This window comes from Microbacterium mcarthurae (genome assembly GCF_046064585.1).
In the GTDB taxonomy this organism is placed as follows: domain Bacteria; phylum Actinomycetota; class Actinomycetes; order Actinomycetales; family Microbacteriaceae; genus Microbacterium; species Microbacterium mcarthurae.
Map to the genome: position 1 here is coordinate 310,415 of NZ_JAROCE010000003.1, position 15,164 is coordinate 325,578.

Sequence of the window (15,164 nt, forward strand, 5' to 3'; positions counted from 1 at the left end):
GATGATGTGGCCAAATCCATAGTTCCTCCGCTGATCGGGTTCAGTGGCTGGAGTCGAGACGCCTTCCGGAAGAACGGATCGGCGTGGGGTCCGGGCACTCTGCCACCCGGCGGTCCTGACCGACGGTGGATGCCAGGGCTGTGGCGGCGGGGTGAAGGAACGGGGGCATACCAATCGCCGCGTTCCCGCGCGCGTTCTTTGTCGTGTCTTCGCCGAGATCGGGACTGCAGATCGCCTTCGCGATCACCTCGCCCCTGCGACCCATCACCCCCGTCAGGTAGAGGACTTTCGGTGCACTTCGACGCACGACAAAATGTATGCATGTTCATGTGGGCGTAGCCGAACGGTCAAGCTGGACGCATGACCGACGTGTCCGATCCCTGGAACGAGTACGCCCGCGACTTCGGTGCCCGGCTTCGGAATGCTCGAGCGGAGCGCGGTCTCTCCCAGGAGCACGTGGCGCACGCCGCCGGGCTGGCGACCTTCACGTATCGCAAACTCGAGCGCGGCGAATCCAATCCCGGCACGCCGGCGAACCCGCGGCTCCACACGATCGTCTGCCTGGCCGAGGTCTTGGACCTCTCGCTGTCGGATCTCCTTCCGCAGCCGCCGGACGGCATCGCTCCCGGCCGCTGAGGGCGGTGTCGGAGGTTCGTGCTTCACTTCCTCCGTGCCCACCGATGACCGGGGCGTTCTCGTCGACGCCCCGTAGAGAGAGGTGTCCGGCATGAGTGAGTACGAGATCCGTCCTGAATTCACGCAACGTGCGTGCAATCTCGTGTGGTGTGCGACACCGCACCGAGACACGATGCATCCCGACGACGAGGCGCACCGCAGCGTCGGTCGGGGATTCCTCGCGCGCGTGAGGGGTGCCCGTGAGACGGGGCCCGGTGTCTGGCGGGATGTCGAAGTGGGTGTGCTCCGCCGACCAGACGACGTCGAGAGCTGGCTGATCATCGAGACCGCGGACGGCGCCGGTCTGGCGCTCAGTCTCGACGGCGCACGAGAGCTCCGACGTGCGCTCGTCGACGATCCCGATGTCCAGCAAGCACTTTCTTCATGAGCTGCCGAGAACCATTCACCCCCGCGCGGCGCCGGGTGTCGTCGGCGGCCCGCGAACGGGGTCGGCGCGGAAGACGATGGACTAGTGCGCCGAAAGTCATCCCCGCGTCGATTGAAAGGGTCTCGTGAGCGAATCGACGGCACCGCGTCTCCTCATCGTGTGCACCGCGAACGCAATCCGATCACCGTTCGTCGAGCATCTGCTGCGCGCACGCCTCGTCGAAATGGGCGGCGCCGAGGTCCAGATCCGAAGTGCCGGTGCCGCAGCTCGACCGGGGATGCCTGCCGAACCGAACGTCGTCGAGGTCGGACGCGCCCATGGCATCCATCTCGACGATCACCGGACGCGCCTGCTCGACGAGTCGATGCTGAGCCCCGGCACTACGGTCCTGTGTGCCGAAGCGGCGCACCGGCGCACCGTGCTCGATATGCGCCCCGGATCGCTGGACACCACCTTTACGGTGCGCGAGTTCGCGCGTCTGCTCGGCGACGAGGGGCCGCCCGCTGGCGCCGGATGGGAATCGCTCATCCGCGCGGCTGCGCAGCTCCGCACGCGCGTGCGTCGCGGGTCCGCCCGAGAGGACGACCTCGTCGACCCGATCGGACAGCCACCGACCGTGTGGGCGGAGTTCGAACGACAGGCGGTGGGGGCTGTCGAGACCATCGCGCACGCGGTTGCGGCAGCGGTCGTCGACGGTGGGGATGGCCCCGCCATTCCCCTCACTCGCCGGGCGCTCCGGGCACGCCGCACGCCGTAACGCTGCTCGGGCGTCCGCCCCGAGCCCGCCCGGGCGCGGTGACGCGTCGGGCCGCAGTATCGGTTCCGTGACCCCTCGCGGGAAAGGCTGCCTCAGAGCGTGATGACCCCGTGCAATGCCGCGTTCGACGGGGCATCCTGCGCCCGCCTTTCCTCGCTGTCTGCGCGAGCGATGATGCGTCCGAGACCGATACCGGCCGCGAGCGCTGCGACGATCCAGGTGACGATGCCGATGACGACGGCGGCGACGACGAAGACCATGGGACTTCTCCTTTGGAGTCCGGTGGTGCTTAACGGGTAGTGGACACACTGTAGCGGTCCGGACCCCCCAAAGAGGGGACTGCCGCACCGCGGCGATATGCGGTATGTCAGGGCCGGCGGCCGAACGTGCGGCGCACCACACGGAGCAGCCCGAGGAAGCCGAACAGGCCGATGACCGCTCCCAAGATCGAGAACAGCGTCACCGAGCCGCCCAGGACGGGCCCGCCACCGGCGACGATGAGGACGACCGCGATGACGACCGCGGCGATCGATACCAGGGTCGTGGCGATCTCCGAGGTGAATCGATTCAGGATGCCGCTGGTGTCGGTGCCGTCGTCCGATCGCAGCGTGATTCCGATGGACCCGCGCTCGATGCCCGTGAGGAGAGCTTCCAGTCGCTGCGGCATTCTCTGCAGTCGCGCCATCGAGATCACGGCGCCGGCCTGGAGGTCGGTTGCGGCGCGGCTCAGCGAGAGCGTGCGACGCAGCAGTGTGGGCATGAGCGGGAGGGCGCGGCCGACCATGTCGAAATCCTCGACGATGACCCGCAGGCATCCTTCGAGCGTGGCGAAACTGCGCAGCGCCGAGGCCAGCTCGCCCGGGAGTGCGATGCGATGCTGACGGATGACGTCGACGATTCTCGTGAAGATCGACCCCTGGCCGACGCTGCGGACGTGTTCCGCCGTGAGCACGACGCCCACGTCATGACGGAAGGCGTCGAGGTCGACGTCGTCCGGGGCGTCGACGATCAACAGCAGGGCGTCGGTCGCGGCGACGTCGTTCTCGCTCAATGCGGCCAAGAGGAACGCCGTCATGTGCTGTCTGCGACTGCGCTCGATGATGCCGACGGCGCCGAAGTCGATCAGTCCGAGGGTCCCATCGCGCGTGAGCAGCACGTTGCCGGGGTGGAGGTCGGCATGGAAGACGCCGTACACCAGAATCTGTTCGATCACGGTCGACATGAGCACTTCGGCGAGACGGTCTCGTTCCTGCGCGGAGAGCGCACTGAGGTGCTCGGCGGAGTCGCTCAGCGCCTGGCCGTCCACGAGGCCCATGGTCAGCACTCGCGTGCTGGATGCCTCGGGGTACACCGCCGGGACGGTCACGACGCCCCGCCGGTCGGGCTCGGCGGTGTCGATGCGGTCGAGCGTGGCGCGGATCATCTCGGTGTTGCGTGCTTCGACGAGGTAGTCGAGCTCCTCGAGCAGAGTGCTCGTGAACCCCCGGGCGACGGACTCGATGCGGAGGTCCCGTCCGACACGTGTGCGGGCTTCGGCTCGGTGGGCGAGACGGCCGATGATGTCGGCATCCGCTTCGACCTGGGCACGGGCGGCGGGGCGTTGGACCTTGACCACGACGGGAGTGCCGTCGTACAGGACGGCGCGGTGGACTTGCGCCACCGAGGCGGCCGCCAGAGGATGCGGGTCGACCTCGGCGAAGACCTCGTCGAGCGGGCGTCCCAGATCGGTCTCGACAACGTCGCGCACCGTCTCCCACGGGAGCGTCGTCGCATTCGTCTGCAGGGAGGCGAGGGCGCTCAGGTACGGCTCGGGGATGAGGTCGCGGCGCGTGGAGAGCACCTGCCCGAGCTTGACGAAGCTCACCCCCGCGTCGTTAATGGTGGCCACGATCGCGCGCGCCCGCTCTTCCGAGGTGCTGAGCTGCTGCTCGACACGTGCGCGGCCCCCGTGGAACAGCCACCCCACGCCGTGCCGCGACGCGATGGCCAGGATCTCCAAGTACCGGCGCGTGCGCTTGCGCTGGCGCAGTGCGGCGCGGATCACGTCGATGGGGTTGGGAAGGGGGCGTGTCGGGAAGATCGCCTCGCTGGCGACGAGCGCCGCGACCCCGAGCGCGAAGACCCAGCTGATCGAGAGCGCGATCAGCCCGACCCACAGCCAGGCTTCCTCTTCGCTGGCGGGTGTCGCTCCTTCGGACAGCCCGGTCTGGCGCAGCACCCATCCGGCGAAGGGCACGCCGAGGAAGTACACGATCAGGCCGATGACGATGCTTCTCGGCCAGCCCACCGGGGTGCCCAGGATCTGCCGGGCGACGAAACCCACGAGGACCGCACTGACGATGGCGGCGACGGCGATGAGCAGGGTGACGGCCACGGGGTCAGCGTAGCTGTCGCTTCAGCAGATCCGAACGAGACCGCACTCGCGGCATCCCCATGTCGGCTCGGTGTGTCGCCGCGGTTCGAGAGGGATCAGGCATCGCGGGCACCGAGGGGAGAATCCGCGGTCGGTGTCGTGGTCGACCGGGAGAGCGGAGAGGGAGGCGGGACCGGAGGCATCGGGGAGGGGGAACATGACAGCCCTTCTGTACGACGGCATTTTTGCATGGGCATGTACAGTGGCGGCCTCCCATCCACAGCCTGCCGTTCGGGCCGCGGTCTGTGCGGGACGGGCGGACGGTGTGCTCGCGTCCGTGCAAACGCCAGCGGGGACGGCGTTGTGCACCGTCCCCGCTGGCATCCGTGACCTCGCTGAGCCCACCCGTCCGAGCCCCGCCGGGCGGGCGGCATCCGCTCTACTTCAGGCGCCTCTGATCGTGCGCGAGCTTTGCGCGCAGACCCGAATGCACCGAGATGTACGTCCGGACCTGCTGACCCGTGAGCGTGGCCAGATTCGTGACGAGGGTGTCGATGTCCTCGGCGACCCGGCGGGGGGAGGTGTTCTGGCGCGGGGTGACGCTCACGTGCAGCACCGTCTCTTTCCGCACTTCGCCGGAGGCGATGCGGGAGGAGAGGATCTCGTCCCGCTCGTCCAGGGTGTTCTTCAGCGCCTCAGAGGCGAAGCCGTCGGTGACGGTGATCCGCCCGGCGGTGCTCTCTTCACCGCTGGACTGCAGGGGGACGCGGTGGCGTCCTCGGACGGCACCCACCGCGACGAGCACGAGCACGATCGCGACCACCGCCAGAGCGGCGAGAGCGCCGATACCCAGCGAGGGCTGACCGATTCCGTCGGCCCACTCCCGAACGCCGTCGGCTGTCCGGGTCCACGTGTCGGCGACGCCGGGGACGACGGCGACGGAGATCGCCAGGGAGCCCAGTCCGAGCAGGACGATCGCCACGACGAAGAGGAGGACGCGGTTCAACGCCCGGTTGGTGTTCCTCATCGGTTCTCCTCCTTCGCGGTGTCGAGCGCGCGCTCGATGCGGACGCGGGTGCGAACGGAGGGGGCAAGACGGTACGAAGCCACCTCATCGTCCACGATCTGCTGCAGGCGGTCCTTGTCGACGGGGATGCCGAGCGGCGGCCGAACGGTCACGTCGACCCAGCGGTGTGCCACGCCCACGACGACGTTCTCGCGGGCGATACCCGACTCGACGCTCAGGTGCTGCGCCAGCGCCGATGCCACCACGCCGTTGTCGACGACGACGGCGCGATCGCCCCACGTCATCTCGTGCTTGGACAGACGGCCCGGTGCGACGGCCAGGATGAGCACGATGAGACCGAGCACGGCCAGCGCCACCCCCGCCGCGATCAGCGCGGCCGGGGCTACTGCCGTGGGAAGCGAAGCGACAGCGTCGGCCGACGGACCGGGCGCGACCAGCAGCGGTGGCCGACCGAGCAGCGACAACACGATCTCGACGGCGGCGTACACCACGGCGAGAACGAGCAGCACCACGACGATGAGCATCGCGCCCGTGCGCGGTGAATGCGTCTCCCGACGGACCACGGTTCGCAGGACGGAGTCGGTCATCGCACTCTCCTTCTCTTCGGGGTCGTCGCCCCGGCGATGGTCAGATCCACGCGCGACACGTCGCGCCCGAATAGGCGGGTGAGACGGTCGTGCAGGTCTCGCTGGATGCCGCGCGCGGCTTCCAGCACGGGGGTTGCGGCGCGGACCGCGTCGGTGTCGTCGAGGCGAGGAACCGGGAACGGAGACCGCACCCGCACCACGACGGTGTCGCGGGAGGCGGCGACGTCGACCGACACGGCGGCACGCTCGACGCCGATCGCCTCCGCTGCGGCCTGCTCCGCCGCCTTGCGATAGACCCGCTCGGCGACGTCGACGCGGCCTGCGGTGTGCGCCCCGCCCCCCGGGGCGGCGACGGCCACCCCGGGAAGCGCGGTGGTCACGACGTGCTCCGACCCGAGAACGCGTTGGCGATGCTGCGGATGTCGATCTGCCCCGAGACGATCCGGCCGACGAGGGCGCCGACCGCCATGAACAGGGCGACCAGGAGGAATCCCCAGAACCCGAAGATCAGCGCGGCCGCGGCCAGGATCAATCCGACGAGGGCGCCGGTGATGGTCGGGTTCATGACACGCGGGCGGGGGTCGAGTCGTCGCCATCGTCACCCGGGATGTGGATGTCGTTGACGTCGACGTTGACCTCGACGACCTCGAGGCCGACGAGGCGGCTGATGGCGCCGGCGACGCGGGAGCGCACCTGCTCGGCCACGTCCTGGATGGGCGCCGGATACTCCACGACGATCGTCACGTCGGCCGCCGCCTGGGTCTCGCCCACTTCCACCTTGACGCCCTGCGTCAGGTCGGTGGCGTTGATGGCGTCGCGGATCGCGCCGAAGGCCCGAGCCCCTCCGCCTCCGAGGGCGTAGACCCCGGACACCTCGCGCGCCGCGATGCCGGCGACCTTCGCCACCACCGAGTCGGCGATGGTGGTCTTCCCCGCCGTGTCGGCGGACGCGGTGTCGGAGCCGGGGAACGCGCGATCCACGCGCGACCCCTGGGTTGCGGGGCTGGCCGCGGGCTTCTCTTCGATAGCCATCGGAGTGTCCTTCCAGTACGTTCTGCCCCGGGTCGCCCCGGGTGCAACGGTGTTCGCTTACTGGTGAGACGTGTCGACGGAGCGATTCGTCACGCGCGCATCCGATATTTCCGTCGTGGATGCCAGAGAAAAACGCCCCTACCGAAGCCGGGGCGTTTCTCCATCGACGGAGGCGGTCAGGGGCGACCCATACCGAAGTAGGTCCAGCCGGCCCCGCGCCACGCCGCGGCATCCAGGCAGTTCCGACCGTCGACGATGATCCGACCGGCCGTGAGCTCGGAGGCGTGGGCCGGATCCAGATCCCGCCGGTACTCGTCCCACTCGGTCACGACGATGACGGCATCCGCGTCGCGAAGGGCCTCGTCACGGTCTTCGACGTAGGTCAGCTGCGGGTGGATGCGGCGGGCGTTCGCGATCGCGGCCGGGTCGGTGAGCGTGACGTCGGCGCCCAGTCCGTGCAGACGCACCGCGACATCGAGAGCGGGGGAGTCGCGGATGTCGTCACTGTGGGGCTTGAAGGCGGCGCCGAGCACGGTCACCTTCTTCTCGAACACCGAACCGCCCAGGGCCTGCACGGTCAACTCGACCGCGCGGTCGCGACGACGCAGGTTGATCGCGTCGATCTCACGCAGGAAGGCCACCGACTCTCCGCGGCCGAGTTCCTCGGCGCGCGCGGAGAACGCCCGGATGTCCTTCGGCAGGCATCCGCCGCCGAATCCGATGCCGGCGCCGAGGAACCGCCGCCCGATGCGCGCGTCGTGGCCGATCGCGTCGGCCAGGGTGGTGACGTCGGCGCCGGTGACCTCGGCGATCTCGGCCATGGCGTTGATGAAGCTGATCTTGGTCGCCAGGAATGCGTTCGCGGAGACCTTCACGAGCTCTGCCGTGGCGTAGTCAGTGACGATGAAGGGCGTGCCCTTGGCGATGGACGGGTGATAGACCTCGCGAAGCACGTCCGCCGTGCGCGCGCCCTCTTCCGTCGGGGCGCCGTCGGCACTGGGCACACCGGCCACGAGCCGGTCCGGGTCGATGGTGTCCTGCACCGCCCAGCCCTCGCGCAGGAACTCGGGGTTCCACACCAGCGTCGCGCCTCGCTCGCTCACACGCGGCGCGAGCGACTCCGCGGTGCCCACGGGAACCGTCGACTTGCCCGCGACGATGTCGCCCTCGGTGAGGTAGGGGAGCAGGCCGTCCACGGCGGCGTGCACGTAGGTGAGGTCGGCGGCGTACCCGCCGGGCTGCTGGGGCGTGCCGACGCCGATGAAGTGCACCGTGGCACCCTGCGCCGCGGACATGTCCGTCGTGAACGACAGTCGCCCCGAGGCGATGCCCTCCGTGAGGATCTCCTGCAGCCCAGGCTCGAAGAACGGCGCCTCACCGCGGGACAGAGCCGCAACCTTCCGCTCGTCGACGTCGATGCCGACGACCTCGTGTCCGATGGATGCCATCGCCGCCGCGTGAACGGCTCCGAGGTATCCGCAACCGATGACAGAAAGACGCACGGGTCTCCTCCAGAGTTCATTTCCAGACGAACGCGTGTGTCGCGCCGTCGACCCGCGCACGAGGCGCGGGCAGTTCAGGCGGCCGTCTCGCCCGGCGCCAGGGCGGCGCGGGCGGTTTTGGCCAGGATGACGAAGTCGCCCACGAGCGTCCAGTTCTCGACGTAGGACAGATCGAGGCGCACCGACTCCTCCCACGACAGAGAGGAGCGACCGCTCACCTGCCAGAGGCCGGTGATCCCGGGCTTGGCGAGGAAACGACGGTGCACATGGTCAGCGTAGAGCGCGACTTCCGAAGGAAGCGGAGGGCGGGGTCCCACGAGTGACATCGAGCCGCCGATGACGTTGAACAGCTGAGGGAGTTCGTCGAGGCTGAACTTGCGCATGATCCGCCCGATCGGCGTGACGCGCGGATCGTTCTTCATCTTGAACAGCACTTCGTTCCCGGCATCCCGCTCCTGCTTGGCCAGCTGTTCGAGAAGATCCTCGGCGTTGACGACCATCGACCGGAACTTGATCATCGTGAACTCCCGACCCCGGAAGCCGACCCGCTTCTGGCGGAAGAACACGGGGCCGTCGCTGGAGAGGCGCACGGCCATCGCGAGGAAGGCGAGCAGGGGACTGAGCACGATCACCCCGACGATGCTCGCGACGAGGTCGACCGTCCGCTTGAGGAACACCTGACCGCGTGAGAACCGCGGCGTCTCGACGTGGATGAGTGGAAGCCCCGCCACGGGGCGCGTGTGGAGTCGCGGTCCCGCGATGTCGATGATGCTCGGGGCGAGGACGAGGTGCTGGCGGCCCGCCTCGAGGCTCCACGAGATCTGCTTGACCTTGTCCGCCGGCAGCTCGTCGGCGCTGGCCACGGCGACGGTGTCGGCCCCGGTGACCTGGAGAGCGCGCGCGATGTCGCCCACGTGCCCCATGACGGGGATGTCGGTGCCCGGGATGGTGTCAGCGACCTTGCCGCTGGGCACGCAGGCGCCGACGACGCGATAACCGGCGTTGGGGTTGCGTGCGAACTCCCGGGCCACCTGGGTCACCGACGGGAGGGAGCCGACCAGAAGCACGCTCGCGGAGTACTTGCCGCGCGAGCGTTGCACGATGAGCCATTGCCGCCAGAGCCATCGGGTGAAGACCAGGACGAGGACGCCCACCGGGAGGCTGATGAGGAGGTATCCGCGTGCGACGTCGATCTGCGTGAGGAAGGCGATGATCGCGATGGTTCCGAACAGGCGGAAGCTCGAGTCGACGATGCGGATGTACTCCTGGGATCCCGTTCCCATCACACGGTCGCTGCGGGAGTCGATGAAGGACAGCGCCCACATCCACGCGACGATGAGGATGGCCGAGAACAGCCAGTAGGAGAGATCGGTGATGCGGCTGTCATGACTCGCGGCGACGGCGGCATTGCCCATACCGAACCACGCCAACTGGGTGCCATAGACGACCCAGATGAGCGAGGCCAGATCCGTGACGATCAAATTGCGGCGATACCGCTGGCGCCAGCGGTCGCGGGTGGGCGTGGCGTGGTCGCGGTCGAGGAAGGAGGTTCGGTTGGGCTCGTTGGCCGGGGCATCGTCGATGCCGCCGACGGCGCTCTGCGACGTCGATGTCGCTCCGACCTGAAGGTCAGACGTCACAGTGCGTAGGCCCCTTCCCCCGGAAGCCGGATCGTGGTTCTCTCGCTGAACGATAACAGCCTGAAGTCACCCCGTGAATCACCTGCAAATGAACGGATTGTTTCCTAGGGGTCGCAGGGCATCACCCGTTTTTTCCCTGATGACAGGCTTGTCCACCAAATGGTGGACGCTTCGCGCGGGCGCGCGGCCGGCGTGGCGTGGGGCCGATACACGGAACTTTGTGCCTGTCAAGCGGGGGGAAATGCCCGCATACAGTGGTGTATAAGCGCGATGTTCCCTAGGATCGGCGTGAGTCGACGACACTGTTCGCGTCGGCGCACGCGACGCCGGGGGGATCGCCGATGACACGCGCCGACCGGCCGACCTTCCGCGCAGCGCGCGTCGGAGCTGGCGTTCTCGTTGCGGTGCTCGCCGTCGTCCTGCTCGTCGGGGCGTCGATCGTCGTGTCGAGCGCCTTCGGGGTCTGGCCGATCGGTGCCGCCGCGTCCGGGGTCGCCTCCTCCGCGACGCCGACCGCGACCGCGGTGCCCACGACGAGCTCCAGCCCCCTCCCTCCCTCGACCGCGACACCGCCCGCGGCGCCGCCGTCCGCCGCGCCGCCGGTCGTCGTTCCCCCCTCGCCGGGCGCGCAGCCCTGCGAGACCGAGACTCTCCTGACGATCTGGGCGCACCCGGACGACGACCTCATCTTCGGCAACCCCACGATCTCGGATGCCATCGCGGCGGAGCAGTGCGTGCGTACCCTGTTCCTCACGGGTGGGGACGCGGGCAAGGGTCTCGGCTACACGCATTCACGCGAGACGGGCATCCTGCACGCCTACGACCACATGCGCGGTGCGGACGGGCCCTGGGACTCCACCGTCGTGACGCTGGACGCGGGACTCCGGGTCGAACGCTTCAGCCCCCACGACGATGCACGCCTCTCGGTGATGTTCGCCCGTCTCCCCGACGGAAACATCACCGACGGCGGGTTCGACTCGACCGGTCACGCGACTCTCAGTCGACTGCTCGACGGGACGATCGGAGTCCTCGCGCCGACGGACGAGGGGCCGGCGGTGGACCGCGCGCAGGTGTCCGCATCCCTCACCGAGCTCGCGGCAGCGCTTCGCCCGACGCGCACCCTCACCCACGTTCCGCGCGGCAGTGCTTACGCGCCCGGCGATCACCCGGACCATTCCACCGTGGGCACCCTCGTGCGGGACGCGGTCGGGCACGTTGCAGAAGCCGTGCCGGGCATTCGCTATGCCGTGGGCTACCCGTCGGCGGATCTGCCGCGCACGCTCGACGGGCCGGTTCTGGATGCCAAGGTCGAGACGTATCGCATCTATGCGCAGCAGGACGAGGTGATCCGCTGCGCCGACCGAGATTCGTGTCTGAAGACGCGCCGGTTCGGAGACTGGTTGCGTCGGTCCTACCTCCTGAGCGAGGCCGACCTGCGCCTCAACTAGTCGCCCGCGGGTCCTCGTGCGCGTACGTGCCGTGAACGATTGCCCGGCCGAGCGTGTGGAACGCGAGGGCGAAGGACACGGCCGCCGGTGTCGCTCCGGCATCCACGCCGAGGCTCTCCGTGTCCACCGCGTGTACGACGAAGAAGTAGCGGTGCGGCCGGTCTCCTTCGGGCGGCGCAGCACCCAGGAAGCCCGCTTCTCCACCGTCGTTGCGGACGTGGAAAGCGCCCTCGGGCAGATCCCGGCCGGCGAAGCCCGCGGGGATCTCCCGCAGGTCGGCGGGCAGGTCGACGAGGACCCAGTGCCAGAATCCGCTCGGTGTGGGCGCATCCGGGTCGAAGCACGTGATCGTGAAGGACGCCGTGCCCTCGGGGACGTTCGACCACGCCAGATGAGGCGACGAGTTGCCGCGCGCGGCCACCTGGTCGTCCTTCAGCGGCTGACCGTCGATGACGTCGTTGCTCATGACGTCGAACGCGGCCGCCGCGGGGAGGAGCGGGTACGGGTCGGGGGTCTGCGGGCGGGTGAGATCGGTCATGACGGCACGATAGGACGCGGAGCGGGGGAACGAGCGGGGCTTGCCGCACGTGTCCCGCCGTGGGTAGTCGGGACGCGAGCAAGGCGCAGACGTCTCGGTTCCCCTGCCTCCCCTCACCCGGCGCGGCACGACGGGTGTGGAGTACCCGGATCTCCGCGGCCGGCGCGATAACGTCATGACGTCACGCCGAGCGCCGACCACCCGAAATCGTCGCGTCGCCCGGCCGGGGGGCAGAGGACGGAGCCACGGTGCACGACGAGGACCTTTCTGGGGTGGAGAGGGAGCAGGACGCGGTGCGTGCGGCGAGACGAATCCGCGCGACCCGTCGAGGGCTGCTCGTCGGAGGGCTGGCGCTGGTCGCCCTCGGCGGAGGGGCGCTGCTCGTGCGTCAGATTCGTCGCAGCGGTGGTCCCGCCCCCGCGTGGACGCCTCTTCGCGCGATCACTCCTCCTGACGCGCCCGCCGCCCTGTCTCCCGCCGTCGAAGCCCCGGGGATCGACACGGCGATGATGGTCTGGGCGCACGCCGACGACGACATCATCTTCGCCAACCCCGGACTGGCCGATGCGATCCTCAGCGGGGCGACCGTCCGCGCGGTCTACGTCACCGCCGGCGACGCCGGGAAGGGCATCGACTACGCCCGAGAGCGGGAGGCGGGGATCCGTGCCGCGTACGACGTCATGCGAGGGGTCACGGGGGAGTGGGACGAGCGGGAGATCACTCTGCTGAGCGGTGCTCGCATCACGCGATTCGTGCCGGCCGACGAGCCGCGGCTGTCGATCAGCGTCCTGCGGCTCCCCGACGGCGGGCTCGATGCTAAGGGCTTCGCCGCGACCGGCAACGCGGGACTCACGCAACTGATCAACGGCGACGCGGCCGAACTCGTGCCCATCGACGGAGGCCCGGCGTACGACCTCCCGCGCCTCACGGCGACCCTCGCCGAGCTCCTGGCGGCCGCCGCCCCGCGGCACGTCTGCACCAACGTGCCGCACGAGAGCGCCTACGCGCACGGCGACCACCCCGATCACTCGTGCGTCGGTTCGCTCGTTCGTGCGTCGGCGCCGGCGGTCGGCCTGACCGCGGAGAGGATGTCGTACTACCTGGGGTATCCGTCGCAGGATCAACCGGTCAATGTGACCGGCGCGGTGTTGGATGCCAAAGTCGAGGTGTATCGAACGTATGCGGCCGACGACCCCGTCGTGCGGTGCGCGGAGGCGTCGACGTGCCTCGCCCAGCCCGGTTTCGGCGAGTGGTTGAGGCGGACGTATCCGAAGACCGAGGCAGAGCTGCGGCTGTCCTGACTCCCCGGCCACTCGGCATCCGGCACGCGCGAAGAGGGCGCCCGGTAGAGGCGCCCTCTTCGCGCGTGGCTCAGTCGTCCGCGACGGTGATCGTGACCTCGATGTTGCCGCGCGTGGCGTTGGAGTAGGGGCAGACCTGGTGGGCCTCGTCGGCGAGCTGCTGTGCCTGATCGTGGTCGATGCCGGGGAGGACGACCTCGAGCAGGACGGCAAGCTGGAAGCCGCCCTGACCGTTCGACCCGATCTGGACGCGGCCGCCCACCGAGGAGTTCTCGAGCTTCACCTTGTGCCCGCGCGCCACCGCGTGGAGGGCGCTGTGGAAGCACGCCGCATAGCCGGCGGCGAACAGCTGTTCCGGGTTGGTGCCGTTGCCGGAGCCGCCCATCTCCTTCGGGACGGCGACGTCGAGGTCGAGCCGGTCGCCGGCGACGACGTGGCCGTTGCGGCCCTCACCGGTGGACAGTGCTTCGGCGGTGTAGAGGACGTCCATGGGGATTCCTTTCGTCAGGACGAGGAGTGCCGGATCGGTGATCAGGCGGGAGGGGTACGGGCGCCGACGGCGTCGAGCACGGTCTGCGGGTGGTCGCGCAGGTCGCGCATCGCCACGGTCAGTTGTTGCAGGGCGCTGATCAGCTCGTGGGCGCTGTCGGCGTCGGTGAGCCCCGACCCCACCGCGATACAGCGGGGCACGTGGGCGAGCTCTTCCCGCATCTCGCGGCCGCGCGCGGTGAGCGACACCGCGACGACTCGTTCATCGGCGGCCCGGCGTTCCCGAGTGATGTAGCCGGCGGACTCCATGCGCGCGAGCATCGGCGACAACGTCCCCGAGTCCAGCTGCAAGGCCTCGCCGAGCCCGCTGACGGTCTGGTCGCCGTCGTTCCACAGAGTCACGAGCGCGAGGTACTGCGGGTAGGTGAGGTTCCACGGGTCGAGAAGCACACGGTAGGCCTGCGTCGTCGTGCGGCTGGCGGCGTAGAGGGCGAAGCACACGAGCGAGTCGACGGCTGACATACCGAAAGGATTGCACACAATTGAATTGTGCACAACCTGAATCTCAGGCTCGCCGGGAAGTCAACCCCTGCGCGTTATCGATAGACGGTTCCACCATGGATCGCATGACCCCCCGCAGTGACGCGAGCGCCGTCCCGCCGTCGGGCTTCCTTGCCGACGGTGAGCGCGATGTCCTCGCCATCAATGGGCACCACTTCGAACTCGGCATGTCTGGCGTGCCGGGCATCGTCGATTCCGCCTGACCCGCGCCCACTCGGCGATCCGCCGAACCGGTGCAGGGACGCGTGTGCGCACCGTCCCGGCGGGGCCGTGCGCTGCCGCCCGAGGCGAAGACGCTCAGCCGACCGGGCGCACGACGGCCCCGTCGGTCACCGCGATGGCGACCTCCTCGCCGTCGGTGAACTCGACGCGCCAGGCAGCGATGTCTTCTTCGCGCTCCAGGTCGACCTCCGAGATACCGATTCCGCGGCCATGGGTCGCCGCGGCGATCCGGACGGCGTCGGCCAGCGGCGTCGTCGCCGCGTCGAGGGCGGTGCGATCGTCCCGGTCGAGCGGGCGGGCGTCCTGCCGACCCGTCACCAAGGGGCCGGCGAGGTCGACGTCGACATCGACCGCGCGATCGTCGACGGCGACCCGGATGTCGGCAGACCCGTCCTCGATCTCCACCTCGAACGCTCGACCACCGGCATCCGATTCGGCACGCACGACGGCCGCGATCACCGTCTCGTACCCGGCGTCGCTCTCCGACGCGGAGGACGCGGGCGCGCACGCCGTCATCGTGACGGACAAGCCGAGTGCCGTGAGTCCGGCCAGAAGGGAACGCGTGGATGCCATGCGGCAAAGCTACCGATCCCGATTCGGCTGTCGCGCGTCGTTGCGCGCGGGCGCCCGATGTGGCATCCGCG

General features: G+C 69.3%; 19 protein-coding genes. 6 read left to right on the plus strand and 13 right to left on the minus strand.

The genetic code is table 11. The features are described from left to right. Positions 1 to 360 precede the first annotated feature (360 nt). From P5G46_RS11515 to P5G46_RS11525, 3 genes are all read left to right on the plus strand, one after another. Positions 361 to 636, plus strand: a complete 276-nt coding sequence (locus P5G46_RS11515; protein WP_239274819.1) for a helix-turn-helix domain-containing protein — start codon at positions 361 to 363, stop codon at positions 634 to 636. A gap of 91 nt (positions 637 to 727) precedes the next feature. After that, on the plus strand, positions 728 to 1,063 hold the full coding sequence (locus P5G46_RS11520) for a hypothetical protein (RefSeq protein WP_239274820.1): 336 nt from the start codon (positions 728 to 730) through the stop codon (positions 1,061 to 1,063). 124 nt (positions 1,064 to 1,187) lie between these two features. Beyond that, positions 1,188 to 1,820, plus strand: a complete 633-nt coding sequence (locus tag P5G46_RS11525) for an arsenate reductase/protein-tyrosine-phosphatase family protein (RefSeq protein ID WP_408905737.1) — start codon at positions 1,188 to 1,190, stop codon at positions 1,818 to 1,820. A 92-nt stretch (positions 1,821 to 1,912) separates the two neighbouring features. On the opposite strand, the gene P5G46_RS11530 is transcribed toward P5G46_RS11525, so the two are convergent. From P5G46_RS11530 to P5G46_RS11570, 9 genes are all read right to left on the minus strand, one after another. Beyond that, positions 1,913 to 2,080 carry a hypothetical protein gene (locus tag P5G46_RS11530; protein WP_239274822.1) on the minus strand — a complete coding sequence of 56 codons (168 nt, stop codon included), beginning with the start codon at positions 2,078 to 2,080 and terminating at the stop codon, positions 1,913 to 1,915. Positions 2,081 to 2,187: 107 nt separating this feature from the next. Next, positions 2,188 to 4,194 carry an ABC1 kinase family protein gene (locus tag P5G46_RS11535; RefSeq protein WP_375094703.1) on the minus strand — a complete coding sequence of 669 codons (2,007 nt, stop codon included), beginning with the start codon at positions 4,192 to 4,194 and terminating at the stop codon, positions 2,188 to 2,190. A gap of 418 nt (positions 4,195 to 4,612) precedes the next feature. Beyond that, entirely contained in the window at positions 4,613 to 5,200 is a 588-nt protein-coding gene (locus P5G46_RS11540; RefSeq protein ID WP_408905738.1) for a hypothetical protein, read from the minus strand. Then, positions 5,197 to 5,787, minus strand: coding sequence for an Asp23/Gls24 family envelope stress response protein (locus tag P5G46_RS11545; protein ID WP_239274825.1), 591 nt, complete (start codon positions 5,785 to 5,787; stop codon positions 5,197 to 5,199). The genes P5G46_RS11540 and P5G46_RS11545 overlap by 4 nt, the downstream gene beginning before the upstream one ends. Further along, positions 5,784 to 6,167, minus strand: coding sequence for a hypothetical protein (locus P5G46_RS11550; protein ID WP_239274826.1), 384 nt, complete (start codon positions 6,165 to 6,167; stop codon positions 5,784 to 5,786). The genes P5G46_RS11545 and P5G46_RS11550 overlap by 4 nt, the downstream gene beginning before the upstream one ends. Further along, on the minus strand, positions 6,164 to 6,352 hold the full coding sequence (locus P5G46_RS11555; RefSeq protein ID WP_375094701.1) for a DUF2273 domain-containing protein: 189 nt from the start codon (positions 6,350 to 6,352) through the stop codon (positions 6,164 to 6,166). The genes P5G46_RS11550 and P5G46_RS11555 overlap by 4 nt, the downstream gene beginning before the upstream one ends. Further along, positions 6,349 to 6,819: an Asp23/Gls24 family envelope stress response protein gene (locus tag P5G46_RS11560; RefSeq protein ID WP_239274828.1), complete on the minus strand. Its 471-nt coding sequence runs from the start codon at positions 6,817 to 6,819 to the stop codon at positions 6,349 to 6,351. The genes P5G46_RS11555 and P5G46_RS11560 overlap by 4 nt, the downstream gene beginning before the upstream one ends. Positions 6,820 to 6,995: 176 nt before the next feature. Beyond that, positions 6,996 to 8,321 carry a UDP-glucose dehydrogenase family protein gene (locus P5G46_RS11565; protein ID WP_375094700.1) on the minus strand — a complete coding sequence of 442 codons (1,326 nt, stop codon included), beginning with the start codon at positions 8,319 to 8,321 and terminating at the stop codon, positions 6,996 to 6,998. 74 nt (positions 8,322 to 8,395) lie between these two features. Continuing rightward, complete coding sequence (locus tag P5G46_RS11570; RefSeq protein WP_239274830.1) at positions 8,396 to 9,961, minus strand: sugar transferase; 1,566 nt, start codon at positions 9,959 to 9,961, stop codon at positions 8,396 to 8,398. 341 nt (positions 9,962 to 10,302) lie between these two features. Here P5G46_RS11570 and P5G46_RS11575 point away from each other — a divergent pair, with 341 nt between their 5' ends. Beyond that, positions 10,303 to 11,409: a PIG-L family deacetylase gene (locus tag P5G46_RS11575; protein WP_375094699.1), complete on the plus strand. Its 1,107-nt coding sequence runs from the start codon at positions 10,303 to 10,305 to the stop codon at positions 11,407 to 11,409. On the opposite strand, the gene P5G46_RS11580 is transcribed toward P5G46_RS11575, so the two are convergent. Then, positions 11,402 to 11,947, minus strand: a complete 546-nt coding sequence (locus P5G46_RS11580) for a YbhB/YbcL family Raf kinase inhibitor-like protein (protein WP_375094698.1) — start codon at positions 11,945 to 11,947, stop codon at positions 11,402 to 11,404. The two genes, P5G46_RS11575 and P5G46_RS11580, sit on opposite strands and share 8 nt — an antisense overlap. Positions 11,948 to 12,195: 248 nt before the next feature. Between P5G46_RS11580 and P5G46_RS11585 the strand changes: the two genes are divergently transcribed. Continuing rightward, a complete protein-coding gene (locus tag P5G46_RS11585; RefSeq protein WP_408905739.1) occupies positions 12,196 to 13,248 on the plus strand; it encodes a PIG-L family deacetylase in 1,053 nt (350 codons plus the stop codon). Between the two features lie 70 nt (positions 13,249 to 13,318). On the opposite strand, the gene P5G46_RS11590 is transcribed toward P5G46_RS11585, so the two are convergent. Together P5G46_RS11590 and P5G46_RS11595 are read right to left on the minus strand one after the other, a co-directional pair. Continuing rightward, complete coding sequence (locus tag P5G46_RS11590) at positions 13,319 to 13,738, minus strand: organic hydroperoxide resistance protein (RefSeq protein ID WP_239274834.1); 420 nt, start codon at positions 13,736 to 13,738, stop codon at positions 13,319 to 13,321. Between the two features lie 41 nt (positions 13,739 to 13,779). Next, positions 13,780 to 14,259 carry a MarR family winged helix-turn-helix transcriptional regulator gene (locus P5G46_RS11595; protein WP_375094696.1) on the minus strand — a complete coding sequence of 160 codons (480 nt, stop codon included), beginning with the start codon at positions 14,257 to 14,259 and terminating at the stop codon, positions 13,780 to 13,782. Positions 14,260 to 14,363: 104 nt separating this feature from the next. On the opposite strand from P5G46_RS11595, the gene P5G46_RS11600 reads away from it, so the two are divergent. Continuing rightward, a complete protein-coding gene (locus P5G46_RS11600) occupies positions 14,364 to 14,501 on the plus strand; it encodes a hypothetical protein (protein WP_239274836.1) in 138 nt (45 codons plus the stop codon). A gap of 94 nt (positions 14,502 to 14,595) precedes the next feature. On the opposite strand, the gene P5G46_RS11605 is transcribed toward P5G46_RS11600, so the two are convergent. After that, positions 14,596 to 15,093: a hypothetical protein gene (locus P5G46_RS11605; RefSeq protein WP_239274837.1), complete on the minus strand. Its 498-nt coding sequence runs from the start codon at positions 15,091 to 15,093 to the stop codon at positions 14,596 to 14,598. Positions 15,094 to 15,164: the final 71 nt, after the last annotated feature.

What these genes read in the sequence shown, in the direction of transcription:
- P5G46_RS11595 (WP_375094696.1), bottom strand. Translation starts at nt 14,259, where the DNA reads ATGTCAGCCGTCGACTCGCTCGTGTGCTTCGCCCTCTACGCCGCCAGC.
- P5G46_RS11545 (WP_239274825.1), bottom strand. Translation starts at nt 5,787, where the DNA reads ATGACCGACTCCGTCCTGCGAACCGTGGTCCGTCGGGAGACGCATTCA.
- P5G46_RS11575 (WP_375094699.1), top strand. Translation starts at nt 10,303, where the DNA reads ATGACACGCGCCGACCGGCCGACCTTCCGCGCAGCGCGCGTCGGAGCT.
- P5G46_RS11590 (WP_239274834.1), bottom strand. Translation starts at nt 13,738, where the DNA reads ATGGACGTCCTCTACACCGCCGAAGCACTGTCCACCGGTGAGGGCCGC.
- P5G46_RS11555 (WP_375094701.1), bottom strand. Translation starts at nt 6,352, where the DNA reads ATGAACCCGACCATCACCGGCGCCCTCGTCGGATTGATCCTGGCCGCG.
- P5G46_RS11600 (WP_239274836.1), top strand. Translation starts at nt 14,364, where the DNA reads ATGACCCCCCGCAGTGACGCGAGCGCCGTCCCGCCGTCGGGCTTCCTT.
- P5G46_RS11540 (WP_408905738.1), bottom strand. Translation starts at nt 5,200, where the DNA reads ATGAGGAACACCAACCGGGCGTTGAACCGCGTCCTCCTCTTCGTCGTG.
- P5G46_RS11530 (WP_239274822.1), bottom strand. Translation starts at nt 2,080, where the DNA reads ATGGTCTTCGTCGTCGCCGCCGTCGTCATCGGCATCGTCACCTGGATC.
- P5G46_RS11560 (WP_239274828.1), bottom strand. Translation starts at nt 6,819, where the DNA reads ATGGCTATCGAAGAGAAGCCCGCGGCCAGCCCCGCAACCCAGGGGTCG.
- P5G46_RS11580 (WP_375094698.1), bottom strand. Translation starts at nt 11,947, where the DNA reads ATGACCGATCTCACCCGCCCGCAGACCCCCGACCCGTACCCGCTCCTC.
- P5G46_RS11605 (WP_239274837.1), bottom strand. Translation starts at nt 15,093, where the DNA reads ATGGCATCCACGCGTTCCCTTCTGGCCGGACTCACGGCACTCGGCTTG.
- P5G46_RS11515 (WP_239274819.1), top strand. Translation starts at nt 361, where the DNA reads ATGACCGACGTGTCCGATCCCTGGAACGAGTACGCCCGCGACTTCGGT.
- P5G46_RS11520 (WP_239274820.1), top strand. Translation starts at nt 728, where the DNA reads ATGAGTGAGTACGAGATCCGTCCTGAATTCACGCAACGTGCGTGCAAT.